Source organism: Pseudomonas sp. GW821-FHT09A09, assembly GCF_059418405.1.
This window is the reverse complement of record NZ_JBWKPU010000028.1, coordinates 33,063-50,725: the sequence shown is the minus strand read 5'-3', so window position 1 is coordinate 50,725 and position 17,663 is coordinate 33,063. Positions and strand designations below refer to the sequence as shown.

General features: G+C 57.4%; 17 protein-coding genes. All 17 read left to right on the top strand.

Translation table 11 applies throughout. The annotated features are described in order from the left end of the window. The first annotated feature begins 1 nt into the window (after position 1). The 17 genes from yidC (at position 2) to AC07OV_RS21970 (ending at position 17,660) form a co-directional block, all read left to right on the top strand. The gene (gene yidC / locus AC07OV_RS22050; protein ID WP_176994575.1) at positions 2–1,684 is read left to right on the top strand and encodes a membrane protein insertase YidC; all 1,683 of its coding nucleotides are present in this window, start codon (positions 2–4) and stop codon (positions 1,682–1,684) included. A 79-nt stretch (positions 1,685–1,763) separates the two neighbouring features. Then, complete coding sequence (gene mnmE / locus AC07OV_RS22045) at positions 1,764–3,134, top strand: tRNA uridine-5-carboxymethylaminomethyl(34) synthesis GTPase MnmE (protein WP_495092976.1); 1,371 nt, start codon at positions 1,764–1,766, stop codon at positions 3,132–3,134. A 551-nt stretch (positions 3,135–3,685) separates the two neighbouring features. After that, positions 3,686–5,578 (top strand): tRNA uridine-5-carboxymethylaminomethyl(34) synthesis enzyme MnmG, encoded by a 1,893-nt coding sequence (gene mnmG / locus AC07OV_RS22040; protein ID WP_495092975.1) that lies wholly within the window; start codon positions 3,686–3,688, stop codon positions 5,576–5,578. Next, positions 5,575–6,219 carry a 16S rRNA (guanine(527)-N(7))-methyltransferase RsmG gene (gene rsmG / locus AC07OV_RS22035; RefSeq protein WP_494998363.1) on the top strand — a complete coding sequence of 215 codons (645 nt, stop codon included), beginning with the start codon at positions 5,575–5,577 and terminating at the stop codon, positions 6,217–6,219. Before mnmG ends, rsmG begins: the two co-directional genes overlap by 4 nt. Before the next feature lie 18 nt (positions 6,220–6,237). Beyond that, entirely contained in the window at positions 6,238–7,035 is a 798-nt protein-coding gene (locus AC07OV_RS22030; RefSeq protein ID WP_494998362.1) for a ParA family protein, read from the top strand. Positions 7,036–7,044: 9 nt separating this feature from the next. Next, on the top strand, positions 7,045–7,917 hold the full coding sequence (locus tag AC07OV_RS22025) for a ParB/RepB/Spo0J family partition protein (protein ID WP_016970690.1): 873 nt from the start codon (positions 7,045–7,047) through the stop codon (positions 7,915–7,917). 148 nt (positions 7,918–8,065) lie between these two features. Beyond that, entirely contained in the window at positions 8,066–8,473 is a 408-nt protein-coding gene (locus tag AC07OV_RS22020) for a F0F1 ATP synthase subunit I (RefSeq protein WP_071485335.1), read from the top strand. Between the two features lie 16 nt (positions 8,474–8,489). Further along, positions 8,490–9,359 carry a F0F1 ATP synthase subunit A gene (gene atpB, locus AC07OV_RS22015; protein WP_058424360.1) on the top strand — a complete coding sequence of 290 codons (870 nt, stop codon included), beginning with the start codon at positions 8,490–8,492 and terminating at the stop codon, positions 9,357–9,359. Positions 9,360–9,493: 134 nt separating this feature from the next. Next, positions 9,494–9,751: a F0F1 ATP synthase subunit C gene (gene atpE, locus AC07OV_RS22010; protein ID WP_002555987.1), complete on the top strand. Its 258-nt coding sequence runs from the start codon at positions 9,494–9,496 to the stop codon at positions 9,749–9,751. A gap of 56 nt (positions 9,752–9,807) precedes the next feature. After that, positions 9,808–10,278, top strand: a complete 471-nt coding sequence (locus AC07OV_RS22005; protein WP_060756576.1) for a F0F1 ATP synthase subunit B — start codon at positions 9,808–9,810, stop codon at positions 10,276–10,278. 12 nt (positions 10,279–10,290) lie between these two features. Further along, complete coding sequence (locus AC07OV_RS22000) at positions 10,291–10,827, top strand: F0F1 ATP synthase subunit delta (RefSeq protein ID WP_176994570.1); 537 nt, start codon at positions 10,291–10,293, stop codon at positions 10,825–10,827. 21 nt (positions 10,828–10,848) lie between these two features. Further along, the gene (gene atpA / locus AC07OV_RS21995; RefSeq protein WP_016970694.1) at positions 10,849–12,393 is read left to right on the top strand and encodes a F0F1 ATP synthase subunit alpha; all 1,545 of its coding nucleotides are present in this window, start codon (positions 10,849–10,851) and stop codon (positions 12,391–12,393) included. Positions 12,394–12,443: 50 nt separating this feature from the next. After that, positions 12,444–13,304 (top strand): F0F1 ATP synthase subunit gamma, encoded by an 861-nt coding sequence (gene atpG, locus AC07OV_RS21990; protein WP_010207685.1) that lies wholly within the window; start codon positions 12,444–12,446, stop codon positions 13,302–13,304. 27 nt (positions 13,305–13,331) lie between these two features. Beyond that, complete coding sequence (gene atpD / locus AC07OV_RS21985) at positions 13,332–14,708, top strand: F0F1 ATP synthase subunit beta (RefSeq protein ID WP_176994569.1); 1,377 nt, start codon at positions 13,332–13,334, stop codon at positions 14,706–14,708. Between the two features lie 44 nt (positions 14,709–14,752). Then, positions 14,753–15,169, top strand: coding sequence for a F0F1 ATP synthase subunit epsilon (locus tag AC07OV_RS21980; protein WP_178920930.1), 417 nt, complete (start codon positions 14,753–14,755; stop codon positions 15,167–15,169). 123 nt (positions 15,170–15,292) lie between these two features. Beyond that, positions 15,293–16,660, top strand: a complete 1,368-nt coding sequence (gene glmU / locus AC07OV_RS21975; RefSeq protein WP_495092974.1) for a bifunctional UDP-N-acetylglucosamine diphosphorylase/glucosamine-1-phosphate N-acetyltransferase GlmU — start codon at positions 15,293–15,295, stop codon at positions 16,658–16,660. Between the two features lie 232 nt (positions 16,661–16,892). After that, complete coding sequence (locus AC07OV_RS21970; RefSeq protein ID WP_122716288.1) at positions 16,893–17,660, top strand: DeoR/GlpR family DNA-binding transcription regulator; 768 nt, start codon at positions 16,893–16,895, stop codon at positions 17,658–17,660. The last annotated feature ends 3 nt before the right edge of the window (positions 17,661–17,663 follow it).

The following is a 17,663-nucleotide window of genomic DNA, read 5'->3' as shown; positions in this document are numbered from 1 at the left end:
CATGGATATTAAACGCACGATCCTGATCGTCGCCCTGGCAATCGTGTCCTACGTCATGGTTCTTAACTGGAACCAGGACTATGGCCAGGCTGCCCTGCCGACTCAGAATGTTGCTACCAATCAGGCTGCGCCGGCTATTCCGGACACCCCGTTGGGTAACAATGCTTCCGCCAGTGCCGATGTACCCAGCGCGAATGCCGATACCAGCACCCCAGTTGAAACGCCGGTTATCACCAATAAAGACCTCATCCACGTAAAAACGGATGTGCTCGATCTGGCAATCGACCCACAAGGTGGTGATATCGCCCAGCTGAAGCTGCCGCTGTATCCACGTCGCCAGGATCACCCGGATGTTCCGTTCCAACTGTTCGATAACGGTGGCGAACGTATTTATCTGGCACAAAGTGGCCTGACCGGCACCAACGGTCCGGATGCACGTGCGACCGGTCGTCCGGTTTATTCGACCGAACAGAAGACTTACCAACTGGCTGATGGCCAGAACCAGTTGAACGTCGACCTGAAATTCAGCCTCGACGGCGTCAACTACATCAAGCGTTTCAGCTTCACCCGTGGTTTGTACGACTTGAAGGTCACTTATCTGATCGACAACGAAAGCGACAAGGCATGGACCGGCAACCTGTTTGCCCAACTGAAGCGTGACAACAGCGCCGATCCTTCTTCCAGCACCGCCACCGGCACCGCGACATACCTGGGCGCCGCCCTGTGGACAAGTAGCGAGCCGTACAAAAAAGTGTCGATGAAAGATATCGACAAGGGCGCGCTGAAAGAAACCGTGCAAGGTGGCTGGGTTGCCTGGTTGCAACACTACTTCGTGACCGCCTGGATCCCGAACAAGGGTGAAGCCAACCTGGTTCAAACCCGCAAAGACAGCCAAGGCAACTACATCATTGGTTTTACTGGCCCGGCGTTGACCGTGGCACCAGGCGCCAAGGCTGAAACCAGCGCTACCCTGTACGCCGGCCCGAAAAGCCAGGCTGTGCTGAAAGAGTTGTCCCCAGGTCTGGAACTGACTGTGGATTACGGCATTCTGTGGTTCATTGCCCAGCCGATCTTCTGGCTGCTGCAACATATCCACAGCATTGTGGGTAACTGGGGCTTCTCGATCATCTTCCTGACCATGCTGATCAAAGGGATCTTCTTCCCGCTGTCGGCAGCCAGCTACAAGTCGATGGCGCGCATGCGTGCCGTGGCTCCGAAACTGGCGGCTCTGAAAGAACAACATGGTGATGACCGGCAGAAAATGTCGCAGGCCATGATGGAGCTGTACAAGAAAGAGAAGATCAACCCGTTGGGCGGTTGCTTGCCGATTCTCGTACAGATGCCGGTGTTCCTCTCGCTTTACTGGGTACTCCTGGAAAGCGTGGAAATGCGCCAGGCTCCGTTCATGCTGTGGATAACTGACCTGTCGATCAAAGACCCGTTCTTTATCCTGCCGATCATCATGGGCGCAACCATGTTCATCCAGCAGCGACTGAACCCGACTCCGCCGGATCCGATGCAGGCCAAGGTCATGAAAATGATGCCAATCATCTTCACCTTCTTCTTCCTGTGGTTCCCTGCTGGTCTGGTGCTGTACTGGGTGGTCAACAACGTGTTGTCGATCTCTCAACAGTGGTACATCACACGTAAAATCGAAGCGGCTACCAAAAAAGCTGCGGCGTAATTTACTCTGTGGATAACCACTCAAGACGCCCCCTAGTGGGGCGTTTTGCTTTCCGTCACTTTTGTTCTGGAACCTGCTGATGAGCGCTCCTCGTGAAACCATCGCTGCTGTCGCTACCGCTCAAGGTCGCGGCGGTGTCGGTATCGTTCGTATTTCCGGACCGCTTGCGAGCGTGGCAGCCATGGCCATCAGTGGCCGCGAGCTGAAGCCACGTTATGCCCATTACGGCCCGTTTCTGGATGCCGACGAAAGCGTGTTGGACGAGGGCCTGGCCCTCTATTTCCCGGGACCTAACTCGTTTACGGGTGAGGATGTTCTGGAACTGCAGGGCCACGGTGGTCCGGTGGTGCTGGATATGTTGTTGCAGCGCTGCCTGCAATTGGGTTGCCGCCTGGCACGCCCTGGGGAATTCAGCGAGCGGGCTTTCCTGAATGACAAGCTCGACCTGGCCCAGGCTGAGGCGATTGCCGACTTAATCGAAGCCAGTTCCGCACAGGCTGCGCGCAATGCACTGCGTTCACTGCAGGGCGCATTCTCCCTGCGTGTGCATAACTTGACCGAACAACTGATCAGCCTGCGTATCTACGTCGAGGCAGCGATTGATTTCCCGGAAGAAGAAATCGATTTTCTCGCCGATGGCCACGTCCTGACGATGCTGGATAAGGTCCGTGATGAGTTATCCACCGTCCTGCGCGAGGCAGGCCAGGGCGCGTTGTTACGTGACGGTATGACGGTAGTGATTGCCGGCAGGCCGAACGCGGGTAAATCCAGCCTGCTGAACGCATTGGCGGGCCGTGAAGCGGCGATTGTTACCGAGATTGCCGGCACCACACGGGATATCCTGCGCGAACATATCCACATCGATGGCATGCCACTGCACGTCGTCGACACGGCCGGCTTGCGCGATACCGATGACCAGGTGGAAAAGATTGGTGTAGAGCGTGCACTCAAGGCAATCGGTGAAGCGGATCGCGTGCTGTTGGTGGTGGATGCCACTGCGCCTGAGGCTGTGGATCCCTTTGCCTTGTGGCCGGAATTTCTTGAGCAAAGGCCGGACCCGGCCAAAGTCACCTTGATCCGCAACAAGGCGGACCTGACTGGTGAAGCGATCGCGATGGAAACCAGTGCGGACGGACATGTCACCATCAGCTTGAGTGCCAAGGCGGCCGGCGATGGCCTGGAACTGTTGCGTGAGCACCTCAAGGCCTGCATGGGATACGAACAGACCTCGGAGAGCAGCTTCAGTGCACGTCGTAGGCACCTGGAAGCCCTGCGACACGCCAGCGCGGCGTTGGAGCACGGTCGGGCGCAGCTGACCCTGGCAGGTGCTGGAGAGCTGTTGGCCGAGGATCTGCGTCAAGCACAGCAGCTGTTGGGGGAAATCACCGGGGCATTCAGCTCTGATGACCTGCTCGGTCGAATCTTTTCCAGCTTTTGCATCGGTAAATAACCTTCCGTTATCCACAGACAGGCCATTCGTGCCTGTCTGTTTTCCCCCTTTCGCCCGACACCTCACGAATTTTCCTTCTATCACCAAGACTTTGGAGGCATTCGCGTGGACGCAATTTGCCCCGAGAAGTGGATTTCTGTGGATTAAGCCCTGTGAATAACCGCCTCTGTGCCCAGTTGATAACAGGGCCTGAAACCTGAGTAAAAACCCGTCTGTGGATAACCACCTCTTTCATCCACAGGCTTAAAGCACTTATCCAAGGGCCTCATTGGCACATGACCACAGACTTTTGAATCGCTGTACATCACGTAAATAGAGGCTTGTGTAAATCTATCCACAGAAAGATAGGTCAGTAGAAATAAACATAAAAACAAAGATTTAATAAATTTCTCTCTTTTAATTTCTATTGTCTGTGATTCATCCACAGCTGGTTAAATTTTGTGCAAAGGGTTCTTTAGGAAGGGCTAAGTCCCTATACTTGCCGCCAAAGCTCTAAAACCCTTTCAACAAACAATTCCTGATTACCTACATAAGCAGGCACGAGGTGCGTGGTGGATTTCCCTTCCCGTTTTGAAGTGATCGTCATCGGCGGCGGTCATGCCGGTACCGAGGCAGCACTGGCGTCAGCACGCATGGGCGTAAAAACCCTGTTGCTGACGCATAACGTGGAAACCCTCGGTGCAATGAGTTGCAACCCCGCCATTGGTGGGATCGGCAAAAGCCACTTGGTCAAAGAAATCGACGCCCTCGGCGGCGTGATGGCCATGGCTACCGACAAGGGTGGTATTCAATTTCGCGTGCTGAACAGCCGCAAAGGCCCGGCCGTGCGTGCGACTCGGGCTCAAGCCGACCGTATCCTGTACAAGGCAGCGGTGCGCGAAACCCTGGAAAACCAGCCGAACCTGTGGATATTTCAACAGGCCGCGGATGACCTGATCGTCGAAGAGGATCAGGTACGCGGTGTTGTGACCCAGATGGGCCTGCGTTTCTTTGCAGAATCCGTGGTGTTGACCACCGGTACGTTCCTCGGCGGACTTATCCACATCGGTATGCAGAACTATTCCGGCGGCCGCGCCGGTGATCCGCCATCGATTGCCCTGGCAAAACGCCTGCGTGAATTGCCGCTGCGTGTCGGCCGCCTGAAAACCGGGACCCCGCCGCGTATCGACGGACGTTCTGTGGACTTTTCGGTAATGACCGAGCAAGCCGGTGATACGCCTATCCCTGTGATGTCGTTCATGGGCTCCAAAGAACAACACCCGAAACAGGTCAGTTGCTGGATTACCCACACCAACGCCCGCACCCACGAAATCATCGCTGCGAACCTCGACCGTTCGCCGATGTATTCCGGGGTGATCGAAGGTATTGGCCCACGTTATTGCCCGTCGATTGAAGACAAGATCCACCGCTTTGCCGACAAGCAAAGCCACCAGGTCTTCATCGAACCCGAAGGCTTGACCACCCACGAGCTGTACCCGAACGGGATTTCCACTTCCCTGCCGTTCGACGTGCAAATCCAGATCGTGCAGTCGATTCGCGGTATGGAAAATGCTCACATCGTGCGCCCGGGCTACGCCATCGAGTACGACTACTTCGACCCGCGTGACCTGAAGTACAGCCTGGAAACCAAAGTGATCGGCGGCCTGTTCTTTGCCGGGCAAATCAACGGCACCACCGGTTACGAAGAAGCCGGCGCCCAAGGTTTGTTGGCCGGGACCAACGCAGCACTGCGCGCCCAGGGCAAAGACAGCTGGTGTCCGCGTCGCGATGAAGCGTACATCGGCGTGTTGGTCGACGACCTGATTACTCTGGGTACCCAGGAACCGTACCGGATGTTCACTTCCCGGGCGGAATACCGTCTGATCCTGCGCGAAGACAACGCCGACCTGCGTCTGACCGAAAAAGGCCGTGAGCTGGGCTTGGTCGACGACGTGCGCTGGGCGGCCTTCTGCAAAAAACGCGAAAGCATCGAGCTGGAAGAGCAACGCTTGAAAAGCACCTGGGTTCGCCCCGGTACGGAGCAGGGCGATGCGATTGCCGAAAAATTCGGCACGCCGCTGACTCACGAATACAACTTGCTGAACCTGCTGTCCCGTCCGGAAATCGACTACGCTGGTCTGGTCGAAGTGACAGGCAATGGCGCGCAAGATCCACAGGTCGCGGAACAGGTCGAAATCAAGACCAAATACGCCGGTTACATTGATCGCCAACAGGATGAGATTGCTCGTCTGCGCGCCAGTGAAGACACCAAGCTGCCTGCGGATATCGACTACACCGGGATTTCCGGGTTGTCGAAAGAGATTCAAAGCAAGCTGGGGATAACTCGCCCTGAAACTTTGGGCCAGGCTTCCCGTATTCCCGGCGTCACCCCGGCAGCGATTTCGCTGTTGATGATCCATTTGAAAAAACGCGGCGCGGGCCGTCAGTTGGAGCAAAGCGCTTGAGTTCGTTGGTCACCTCGCAACACGCCGAAGAGTTATCCACAGGTGCGCGCCAATTGGGCGTTGAACTGACTGCAGCCCAGCACGAGCTGCTGCTGGGCTACCTGGCCCTGTTGATCAAATGGAACAAGGCCTACAACCTGACCGCCGTGCGTGATCCGGACGAAATGGTGTCCCGTCACTTGCTCGACAGTTTGAGCGTGATGCCATTCATCGAAAACGGCCGCTGGCTCGACGTCGGCAGTGGCGGCGGCATGCCGGGTATCCCACTGGCGATCCTGTTTCCGGAGTCGCAAGTGACCTGCCTGGACAGCAACGGCAAGAAAACCCGCTTTCTGACCCAGGTCAAACTCGAACTCAAGCTGGATAACCTGCAAGTTATCCACAGTCGCGTCGAAGCCTTCACGCCTGAATTGCCCTTTAACGGAATTGTTTCCCGGGCGTTCAGCAGCATGGAGAACTTCAGCAACTGGACTCGCCACCTGGGCGACCGTGACACCCGCTGGCTGGCAATGAAGGGCGTCCATCCAAGCGATGAGCTGTTAGCATTGCCGGCAGACTTCCACCTCGATAGCGAACACGCCTTGGCCGTACCCGGTTGCCAAGGCCAACGCCATCTGCTGATACTGCGCCGCACGGCATGATTGGGAACACAAGCAAGAATGGCTAAGGTATTCGCGATAGCGAACCAGAAAGGTGGCGTGGGTAAAACCACCACCTGCATCAACCTCGCAGCATCCCTGGTCGCTACCAAGCGCCGGGTGCTGTTGATCGATCTTGATCCACAGGGCAACGCCACCATGGGTAGCGGTGTGGATAAACACGGCCTGGAAAACTCGGTCTACGACTTGCTGATTGGCGAGTGCGACCTGGCCCAGGCCATGCACTACTCCGAGCACGGTGGTTATCAACTGCTGCCGGCCAACCGCGATTTGACCGCGGCGGAAGTGGTGTTGCTGGAAATGCAGATGAAAGAAAGCCGTCTGCGCAGCGCTTTGGCGCCGATCCGCGAGAATTACGATTACATTTTGATCGACTGCCCGCCGTCGCTGTCGATGCTCACGCTCAATGCGCTGGTGGCCGCCGATGGGGTGATTATCCCTATGCAGTGCGAGTACTACGCACTGGAAGGGTTGAGCGACCTTGTGGATAACATCAAGCGTATCGCCGAGTTGCTCAACCCGAACCTGCAGATCGAAGGTCTTTTGCGCACCATGTTCGATCCGCGCCTGAGCCTCATGAACGATGTGTCGGCGCAGCTCAAGGAACACTTTGGCGACCAGTTGTACGACACAGTGATCCCACGCAACATCCGTTTGGCCGAAGCGCCCAGTTACGGCATGCCGGCGCTGGCGTATGACAAACAATCCCGTGGCGCACTGGCCTACCTGGCCCTTGCCGGCGAGATGGTTCGTCGCCAACGCCGCAACTCACGCACCGCTGCTGCCCAGCCAACTTAAGGAATCCCCATGGCCGTCAAGAAACGAGGTCTCGGACGTGGACTGGATGCACTGCTGAGTGGTCCGACCGTCACATCGCTTGAAGAACAAGCGGTGCAGGCCGACGAGCGCGAGTTGCAGCACCTGCCCCTGGACCTGATCCAGCGTGGCAAATACCAGCCACGCCGGGACATGGACCCCCAGGCGCTGGAAGAACTGGCCAATTCGATCAAGGCTCAGGGCGTGATGCAGCCGATCGTGGTCCGCCCGATCGGTGGCGGGCGCTTCGAGATCATCGCCGGTGAACGTCGCTGGCGCGCTAGCCAGCAGGCCGGCAAGGAAACCATTCCGGCCATGGTGCGCGACGTGCCGGATGAAACCGCCATCGCCATGGCGTTGATCGAGAACATCCAGCGTGAAGACCTCAACCCGATCGAAGAAGCGATTGCGTTGCAGCGGCTGCAGCAGGAATTCCAGCTGACCCAGCAACAAGTGGCCGAGGCGGTGGGTAAATCCCGCGTGACCGTATCCAACCTGCTGCGTTTGATCGCGCTGCCGGAAGTCATCAAGACCATGTTGTCCCACGGCGACCTGGAAATGGGTCATGCCCGTGCTTTGCTCGGTTTGCCGGAAAATCAACAGGTTGAAGGGGCGCGACACGTTGTCGCACGGGGGCTCACCGTTCGTCAGACTGAAGCGCTGGTTCGCCAGTGGCTCAGCGGCAAACCTGCACCGGTCGAAACGGCCAAACCTGATCCGGATATCGCGCGTCTCGAGCAGCGCCTGGCCGAGCGCCTAGGCTCTGCGGTGCAAATTCGCCACGGCAAGAAGGGCAAAGGGCAATTGGTGATCGGATATAACTCACTCGACGAGCTTCAGGGCGTCCTTGCCCACATCCGTTGAAACATTTGCTTATGTAGCGCGCGATCGGAAAACACTACCCGACAGTTGAATAGGGGCTGAACCGCCCCTATACTCTGCGCGCATTTTGTCGGCACAAATTATGCCAAGTTATTGATTTCCGGCAGCCGACCATTGAGGAGCAAGAGTGATGGAAACCCGCACGCCAAACACGTTGCCGTTCCATCGCTTGGCCGTTTTTCCGGTTTTATTGGCTCAATTTGTCATTTTGCTGATCGCCGCATTGGCGCTTTGGTATTGGCATGGAGTCGTTGCCGGATATTCAGGACTCTGCGGAGGCCTGATAGCCTTGCTGCCCAATATGTATTTTGCTCACAGGGCCTTTCGGTTTTCCGGCGCCCGAGCAGCCCAGGCTATCGTCCGGTCTTTTTATGCCGGCGAGGCGGGGAAACTGATTTTGACGGCAGTGCTGTTTGCACTGACCTTTGCAGGTGTGAAGCCATTGGCGCCGCTGGCTGTATTCGGCGTCTTCGTGTTGACCCAACTGGTCAGCTGGTTCGCTCCCCTGCTAATGAAAACAAGACTTTCGAGACCTTAGGGCGTTTGAGGCAACCATGGCAGAAACAACCGCTTCGGGCTATATCCAGCACCACTTGCAGAACCTGACCTTCGGTCAGCTACCCAATGGCGGCTGGGGCTTTGCCCACTCCGCAGCAGAAGCCAAAGAAATGGGCTTCTGGGCTTTCCACCTGGATACTCTGGGCTGGTCGGTCGCATTGGGTCTGATCTTCGTCCTGATTTTCCGCATGGCGGCAAAGAAGGCGACTTCCGGTCAGCCAGGTGCTTTGCAGAACTTCGTTGAAGTATTGGTCGAATTCGTCGATGGCAGCGTGAAAGACAGCTTCCATGGCCGTAGCCCGGTGATTGCACCGCTGGCACTGACCATCTTCGTCTGGGTGTTCCTGATGAACGCCGTCGACCTGGTACCGGTCGACTGGATTCCTCAGTTGGCCATCCTGATCTCCGGCGATCACCACATTCCATTCCGTGCGGTTTCCACCACGGACCCTAACGCCACCCTGGGCATGGCCCTGTCGGTGTTCGCGTTGATCATTTTCTACAGCATCAAGGTCAAGGGCATCGGCGGCTTCATCGGCGAACTGACCCTGCACCCGTTCGGCAGCAAGAACATCTTCGTTCAAGCCCTGCTGATCCCGGTGAACTTCCTGCTGGAGTTCGTGACCCTGGTCGCCAAGCCGATCTCCCTGGCCCTGCGACTGTTCGGCAACATGTATGCCGGCGAACTGGTGTTCATCCTGATCGCTGTGATGTTCGGCAGCGGCCTGCTCTGGCTTAGCGGCCTGGGCGTCGTTCTGCAGTGGGCGTGGGCTGTGTTCCACATCCTGATCATCACCCTGCAGGCCTTCATCTTCATGATGCTGACCATCGTCTACCTGTCGATGGCGCACGAAGAGAACCATTAAGACCAGTCTCGACTAGTCTGATGTCCTTCCCGGTGAAACGGGAAGGTAGGCCCTACCGGGCTATGAAACGATTTGTTTTACCGCTTTAAAATCTAAAAAACCTAAACCATACGACGTAAAAGTCGGGAGGAAAGATGGAAACTGTAGTTGGTCTAACCGCTATCGCTGTTGCACTGTTGATCGGCCTGGGCGCCCTGGGTACTGCCATTGGTTTCGGCCTGCTGGGCGGCAAATTCCTGGAAGGCGCAGCGCGTCAGCCAGAAATGGTCCCAATGCTGCAAGTTAAAATGTTCATCGTCGCCGGCCTGCTCGACGCCGTGACCATGATCGGCGTTGGTATCGCTCTGTTCTTCACCTTCGCGAACCCCTTCGTTGGTCAACTCGCTGGCTAATCACTCGACTTTTCGAGTGATTAGGGTGATGGACAACGAATGAGCGAGGTGTTGGCGTGAACATTAATGCAACCCTGATTGGCCAATCCGTTGCGTTCTTCATTTTTGTAGTGTTTTGCATGAAGTTCGTGTGGCCTCCGGTCATCGCGGCTTTGCACGAACGTCAGAAGAAGATCGCGGACGGTTTGGACGCTGCCACCCGTGCAGCTCGCGACCTGGAGTTGGCCCAAGAGAAAGCGGGTCACCAACTGCGCGAAGCTAAGGCACAGGCAGCTGAAATCATTGAGCAAGCCAAGAAACGCGGTAACCAGATCGTCGAAGAGGCTGTTGAAAAAGCCCGCGTCGAAGCTGACCGTGTGAAGGCTTCGGCTCATGCCGAGATCGAACAGGAACTGAACGGCGTCAAAGACGCGCTGCGTGCCCAACTGGGTGCTCTGGCGGTCGGCGGTGCTGAGAAGATCCTCGGTGCCACAATCGATCAAAACGCGCACGCGGAGCTGGTTAACAAACTGGCTGCTGAAATTTAAGCGAGGGCGATCATGGCAGAACTGACCACGTTGGCCCGACCTTACGCCAAGGCAGCCTTCGAGCACGCCCAGGCCCACCAGCAGCTGGCCTCTTGGTCAGCCATGCTCGGCCTGGCAGCAGCGGTGTCGCAAGACGACACCATGCAGCGCGTGCTCAAGGCCCCGCGCCTGACGAGCGCAGACAAGGCCGCCACTTTTATTGAAGTGTGCGGCGACAAGTTTGATGTGAAGGCACAGAACTTCATCAATGTCGTTGCCGAAAACGACCGTCTCCCGCTGTTGCCGGAGATCGCCGCTCTGTTCGACCTGTACAAGGCCGAGCAAGAGAAGTCGGTAGACGTTGAAGTGACCAGTGCTTTCGCATTGAACCAAGAACAGCAAGACAAACTCGCCAAGGTTCTCAGTGCACGACTCAACCGGGAAGTGCGCCTGCATGCTGCGGAGGATGCATCCCTGATCGGGGGTGTTGTCATTCGCGCCGGCGACCTGGTTATCGATGGCTCGATTCGCGGCAAAATCGCGAAACTTGCCGAAGCATTGAAATCTTGAGTTTGAAGGGGCAGCAGAGCAATGCAGCAACTCAATCCTTCCGAAATAAGTGAAATTATCAAGGGCCGCATCGACAAGCTCGATGTGACCTCCCAAGCCCGTAACGAAGGCACTGTCGTCAGCGTATCTGACGGCATCGTGCGGATTCACGGTCTGGCCGACGTCATGTACGGCGAGATGATCGAGTTTCCGGGCGGCGTCTACGGTATGGCCCTCAACCTGGAGCAAGACTCCGTAGGTGCCGTTGTATTGGGCGCGTACACCAGTCTGGCTGAAGGCATGAGCGCCAAGTGCACTGGCCGCATCCTGGAGGTTCCGGTTGGTAAGGAACTGCTGGGTCGCGTTGTCGACGCACTGGGTAACCCTGTTGACGGTAAAGGTCCACTGGGCAACACCGAGACCGACGCGGTCGAGAAAGTTGCTCCAGGCGTGATCTGGCGTAAGTCGGTAGACCAGCCTGTACAGACTGGCTACAAGGCTGTCGATGCCATGATCCCAGTCGGCCGTGGCCAGCGTGAGCTGATCATCGGTGACCGTCAGATCGGTAAGACCGCTCTGGCGATCGACGCGATCATCAACCAGAAAGACAGCGGCATTTTCTGCGTCTACGTAGCCATCGGTCAGAAACAATCGACCATCGCCAACGTGGTTCGCAAGCTGGAAGAAAACGGCGCCCTGGCCAACACGATCATCGTGGCTGCCAGTGCTTCGGAATCTCCTGCGCTGCAATTCCTGGCACCGTACTCCGGTTGCACCATGGGCGAATACTTCCGCGACCGCGGTGAAGACGCGCTGATCGTTTATGACGATCTGTCCAAGCAAGCAGTGGCTTACCGCCAGATTTCCCTGCTGCTGCGCCGTCCACCAGGCCGTGAAGCTTACCCAGGCGACGTGTTCTATCTCCACTCCCGTCTGCTGGAGCGCGCATCCCGCGTTTCGGAAGAGTATGTAGAGAAGTTCACCAACGGCGCAGTGACCGGCAAAACCGGTTCCCTGACCGCACTGCCGATCATCGAAACCCAGGCTGGCGACGTTTCCGCGTTCGTTCCGACCAACGTGATTTCCATCACCGACGGTCAGATCTTCCTGGAATCGGCCATGTTCAACTCGGGCATCCGCCCTGCAGTGAACGCCGGTGTTTCGGTATCCCGTGTGGGTGGTGCCGCTCAGACCAAGATCATCAAGAAGCTCTCCGGTGGTATCCGTACCGCTCTGGCTCAGTACCGTGAACTGGCGGCATTCGCCCAGTTCGCTTCTGACCTGGACGAAGCGACCCGTAAGCAACTTGAGCATGGTCAGCGCGTTACCGAGCTGATGAAGCAGAAGCAATACGCCCCAATGTCGATCGCTGACATGGCGTTGTCGCTGTATGCCGCTGAGCGTGGGTTCCTGACTGACGTCGAAATCACCAAGGTCGGCAGCTTCGAACAAGCGCTGATTGCTTACTTCAACCGCGATCACGCCGACTTGTTGGCCAAGATCAACGTGAAGGGTGACTTCAATGACGAAATCGACGCTGGCATGAAAGCCGGTATCGAGAAGTTCAAGGCCACCCAAACCTGGTAAGCCGCAGCGGGAGCCGCAAGGCTCCCGCTTGCTAACCTGATAGGTGTTACATGGCAGGCGCAAAAGAGATTCGCAGTAAGATTGCGAGCATCAAAAGCACGCAAAAAATTACCAGCGCCATGGAAAAAGTGGCGGTCAGCAAAATGCGCAAGGCACAAATGCGCATGGCTGCTAGCCGTCCTTATGCGGAGCGTATCCGCCAGGTAATTGGGCATTTGGCCAACGCCAACCCGGAATACCGCCACCCGTTCATGATCGACCGCGAAGTTAAGCGTGTGGGTTATGTGGTAGTGAGCAGTGACCGTGGTTTGTGCGGTGGTTTGAATACCAACCTGTTCAAGGCCCTGGTCAAGGACATGGCGGTAAACCGCGAAAAGGGCGTCGAGATCGATCTGTGTGTTGTTGGTAGCAAGGGTGCGGCCTTTTTCCGCAACTTCGGCGGTAACGTCGTTGCAGCTATCAGCCACCTGGGTGAAGAGCCGTCGATCAATGATTTGATCGGCAGTGTGAAGGTGATGCTGGATGCTTACCTGGAAGGCCGGATTGACCGCCTGTCCGTGGTATCCAACAAGTTCATCAACACCATGACCCAGCAGCCAACCGTGGAGCAATTGATTCCACTGGTGGCGACTCCGGATCAGGAACTCAAGCACCACTGGGACTACCTCTACGAACCAGACGCCAAAGAGCTGCTTGACGGCTTGATGGTGCGCTACGTGGAGTCGCAGGTGTACCAGGCGGTGGTCGAGAACAACGCAGCTGAACAAGCGGCGCGGATGATCGCGATGAAAAACGCTACCGATAACGCCGGTGATCTGATCAGCGATTTGCAGCTGATCTACAACAAGGCGCGTCAGGCTGCGATCACCCAAGAGATCTCGGAAATCGTCGGCGGCGCTGCCGCGGTTTAACGGTTCAAATATTCAGAGGATCCAGCTATGAGTAGCGGACGTATCGTTCAAATCATCGGCGCCGTTATCGACGTGGAATTTCCACGCGACAGCGTACCGAGCATCTACAACGCGCTGAAAGTACAAGGCGCGGAAACTACTCTGGAAGTTCAGCAGCAGCTGGGCGACGGCGTAGTTCGTACCATTGCGATGGGTTCCACCGAAGGCTTGAAGCGCGGTCTGGACGTTGTCGACTCTGGCGCAGCCATCTCCGTACCGGTCGGTAAAGCGACCCTGGGCCGGATCATGGACGTACTGGGCAACCCGATTGACGAAGCGGGCCCGATCGACACCGAAGAGCGTTGGGGCATTCACCGTCCAGCACCTTCGTTCGCGGAGCAAGCTGGCGGCAACGACCTGCTGGAAACCGGCATCAAGGTTATCGACCTGGTTTGCCCGTTCGCCAAGGGCGGTAAAGTCGGTCTGTTCGGTGGTGCCGGTGTAGGCAAGACCGTAAACATGATGGAACTGATCCGTAACATCGCCATCGAGCACAGCGGTTATTCCGTGTTCGCCGGTGTGGGTGAGCGTACTCGTGAGGGTAACGACTTCTACCACGAGATGAAGGATTCCAACGTTCTGGACAAAGTGGCACTGGTTTACGGTCAGATGAACGAGCCGCCGGGAAACCGTCTGCGCGTAGCACTGACTGGCCTGACCATGGCCGAGAAGTTCCGTGACGAAGGTAACGACGTTCTGCTGTTCGTCGACAACATCTACCGTTACACCCTGGCCGGTACTGAAGTATCCGCACTGCTGGGCCGTATGCCTTCGGCAGTAGGTTACCAGCCGACCCTGGCCGAAGAGATGGGCGTTCTGCAAGAACGTATCACTTCGACCAAAGAAGGTTCGATCACCTCGATCCAAGCGGTATACGTACCTGCGGATGACTTGACTGACCCGTCGCCTGCGACCACCTTCGCCCACTTGGACGCCACCGTCGTACTGTCCCGTGACATCGCTTCTCTGGGTATCTACCCAGCGGTCGATCCACTCGACTCGACTTCGCGCCAGCTGGACCCGAACGTGATCGGCCAGGAGCACTACGACACCGCTCGCGGCGTTCAGTACGTGCTGCAGCGTTACAAAGAACTGAAGGACATCATTGCGATCCTGGGTATGGACGAGCTGTCGGAAGCCGACAAGCAGTTGGTAAACCGTGCTCGTAAGATCCAGCGTTTCTTGTCGCAGCCGTTCTTCGTGGCTGAAGTCTTCACCGGTGCCTCGGGTAAATACGTTTCCCTGAAAGACACCATTGCTGGCTTCAAAGGCATCCTCAACGGTGACTACGACCACCTGCCAGAACAAGCGTTCTACATGGTCGGCGGCATCGAAGAAGCGATCGAGAAAGCCAAGAAACTGTAATCCAAGCGCCCGGAAACGGGCGCTCATCAGGTTGAGGCAATCAGATGGCTATGACAGTCCATTGCGATATCGTCAGCGCGGAAGGGGAAATTTTCTCCGGTCTGGTAGAGATGGTGATTGCACACGGCGAACTGGGTGACCTTGGTATTGCCATGGGCCACGCACCGCTGATCACCAGCTTGAAGCCAGGTCCGATCACTCTGACCAAGCAAGGCGGGGACAAGGAGGTGTTTTACATCTCCGGTGGTTTCCTCGAGGTTCAGCCGAACATGGTCAAGGTACTTGCCGACACCGTGCAACGTGCTGGCGACCTGGATGAAGCCTCCGCTCAGGAAGCCGTCAAGGCTGCTGAGAAGGCCCTGAACGAAAAGGGTGCGGACTTCGACTACAGCGCTGCTGCTGTACGTCTGGCCGAGGCTGCAGCCCAGCTGCGCACGCTCCAGCAGATCCGCAAGAAGTAAGCGGCCACGCCGTCATGCTTCAAGCGCGATTGATTAAAAAGGGTAGCCTCGGCTACCCTTTTTCTTTTTCAGCAAAACACTTCTCTGGTCTGAAGACGGACCGCCCAGGATTGGTAGCCATTCATGTCTCTTGAAATCGTCATTCTCGCCGCAGGCCAGGGCACCCGCATGCGTTCAGCCCTGCCCAAGGTGCTGCACCCGGTTGCCGGCAATTCCATGCTGGGCCACGTTATCCACAGCGCCCGGCAACTTGATCCACAGCGCATCCACGTGGTGATCGGCCACGGTGCCGATGTGGTGCGTGAACGCCTGGCGGCCGACGACCTGAATTTCGTATTGCAAGACAAACAACTCGGCACCGGCCACGCCACTGCGCAAGCCGTGCCATTTATTACCGCCGACACCGTGCTGATCCTCTACGGCGATGTGCCGCTGATCGAAGTCGAAACCTTGCAGCGCCTGCTCAAGCACGTGGTGCCTGGCCAAATGGGCCTACTCACCGTAGAGCTGGATGACCCCACCGGCTACGGTCGCATTGTGCGTGACGCCAGCGGAAAGGTTGCCGCCATCGTCGAGCACAAGGATGCCAGCGAAGCCCAGCGCGCCATCACCGAAGGCAACACCGGCATTATGGCGGTGCCTGGCAACAAGCTCGCCGACTGGATGAGCCGCCTGTCCAACAACAACGCCCAGGGCGAGTACTACCTCACTGACGTCATCGAGATGGCCGTGAGCGATGGCCTGCTGGTCGCCACCGAACAGCCCCACGACCCGATGGAAGTGCAGGGCGCCAACGACCGCAAGCAGCTTGCGGAGCTTGAGCGTCATTACCAGCTGCGTGAAGGCCGCCGCCTGATGGCTCAGGGCGTAACCCTGCGCGACCCGGCTCGCTTTGATGTACGCGGCGAAGTCACCGTCGGCCGTGACGTGCTGATCGATATCAACGTGATCCTCGAAGGCCGCGTGATCATCGAAGACGACGTGATGATCGGGCCTAACTGCGTGATCAAGGACAGCACCCTGCGCAAAGGCGTGGTGGTCAAAGCCAACAGCCACCTGGAAGGTGCCGTGATGGGCGAGGGCAGCGATGCCGGCCCGTTTGCACGCCTGCGCCCTGGCAGCGTGCTGGAGGCCAAGGCCCATGTGGGTAACTTTGTCGAACTGAAAAACGCCCACCTGGGCGAGGGCGCCAAGGCCGGTCATTTGACCTACCTGGGGGATGCTGTGGTTGGCGCGCGCACCAACATTGGCGCGGGTACCATCACCTGCAACTACGATGGGGCCAACAAGCACCAGACCGTATTGGGCGAAGACGTGTTCATCGGCTCCAACAACTCGTTGGTCGCTCCGGTGAAAGTAGGCGACGGCGCCACTACGGCGGCCGGTTCAACCATCAACGTGGATGTGGATAACTTGCAGCTCGGCGTGGCCCGTGCCCGCCAGCGCAACATCGACGGCTGGAAACGCCCGGTCAAAATCAAAAAGAGCTGAGTTATCCACAGCTCTATGGCCTAGTGCGGTTCCCTGTGGGAGCTGGCTTGCCTGCGATAGCGGTCTGACATCCAAGATGGGTGTCGCCTGACACTCCGCCATCGCAGGCAAGCCAGCTCCCACATTTGGTTTGTGATGACCCAAAAAAAATTTTGCTCGCCCTGCTTGACGATCTTTCGCCAATAGGTTTTTATTGCCTTCGTTATCTTTCGAAACGAAACTTATCATCACCATGTCGAAACGAAATACACCCCAACGGCGCCACAACATTCTGACTTTGCTCAATGAACAGGGCGAAGTCAGCGTGGACGAATTGGCCAAGCGTTTCGAAACCTCGGAAGTCACCATCCGTAAGGACTTGGCTGCCCTCGAAAGCAATGGTCTGTTGCTGCGCCGCTACGGCGGTGCAATCACCATGCCCCAGGAACTGGTGGGTGACGCCGCCCAGCCCATCTCGGTGTACAAGCGCGCCATCGCCCGTGCCGCCGTGATGCGCTTGCGTGAGCACGCCCGCATCATCATCGACAGCGGCAGCACCACCGCCGCCATGATCCCGGAGTTGGGCCACCAGCCTGGCCTGGTGGTGATGACCAACTCCCTGCATGTGGCCAGCGCCTTGAGTGAGTTGGAGCACGAACCGGTGCTGCTGATGACCGGCGGCACCTGGGACCCGCATTCGGACTCGTTCCAGGGCCAGGTTGCCGAGCAGGTGCTGCGTTCCTACGACTTTGATCAACTGTTCATCGGCGCCGACGGCATCGATCTGCAGCGTGGTACCACCACCTTCAACGAACTGTTGGGCCTGAGCCGTGTGATGGCCGAGGTCGCCCGTGAAGTGGTGGTGATGGTCGAATCCGACAAGATCGGCCGCAAGATTCCCAACCTGGAACTGCCCTGGAGCAGCGTCCATACCCTTATTACCGATGATCGCCTGCCGCTTGAGGCCCGCGACCAGATCCAAGCCCGCGGCATTACGCTGATATGCGCGGCAATCATCTAGGAG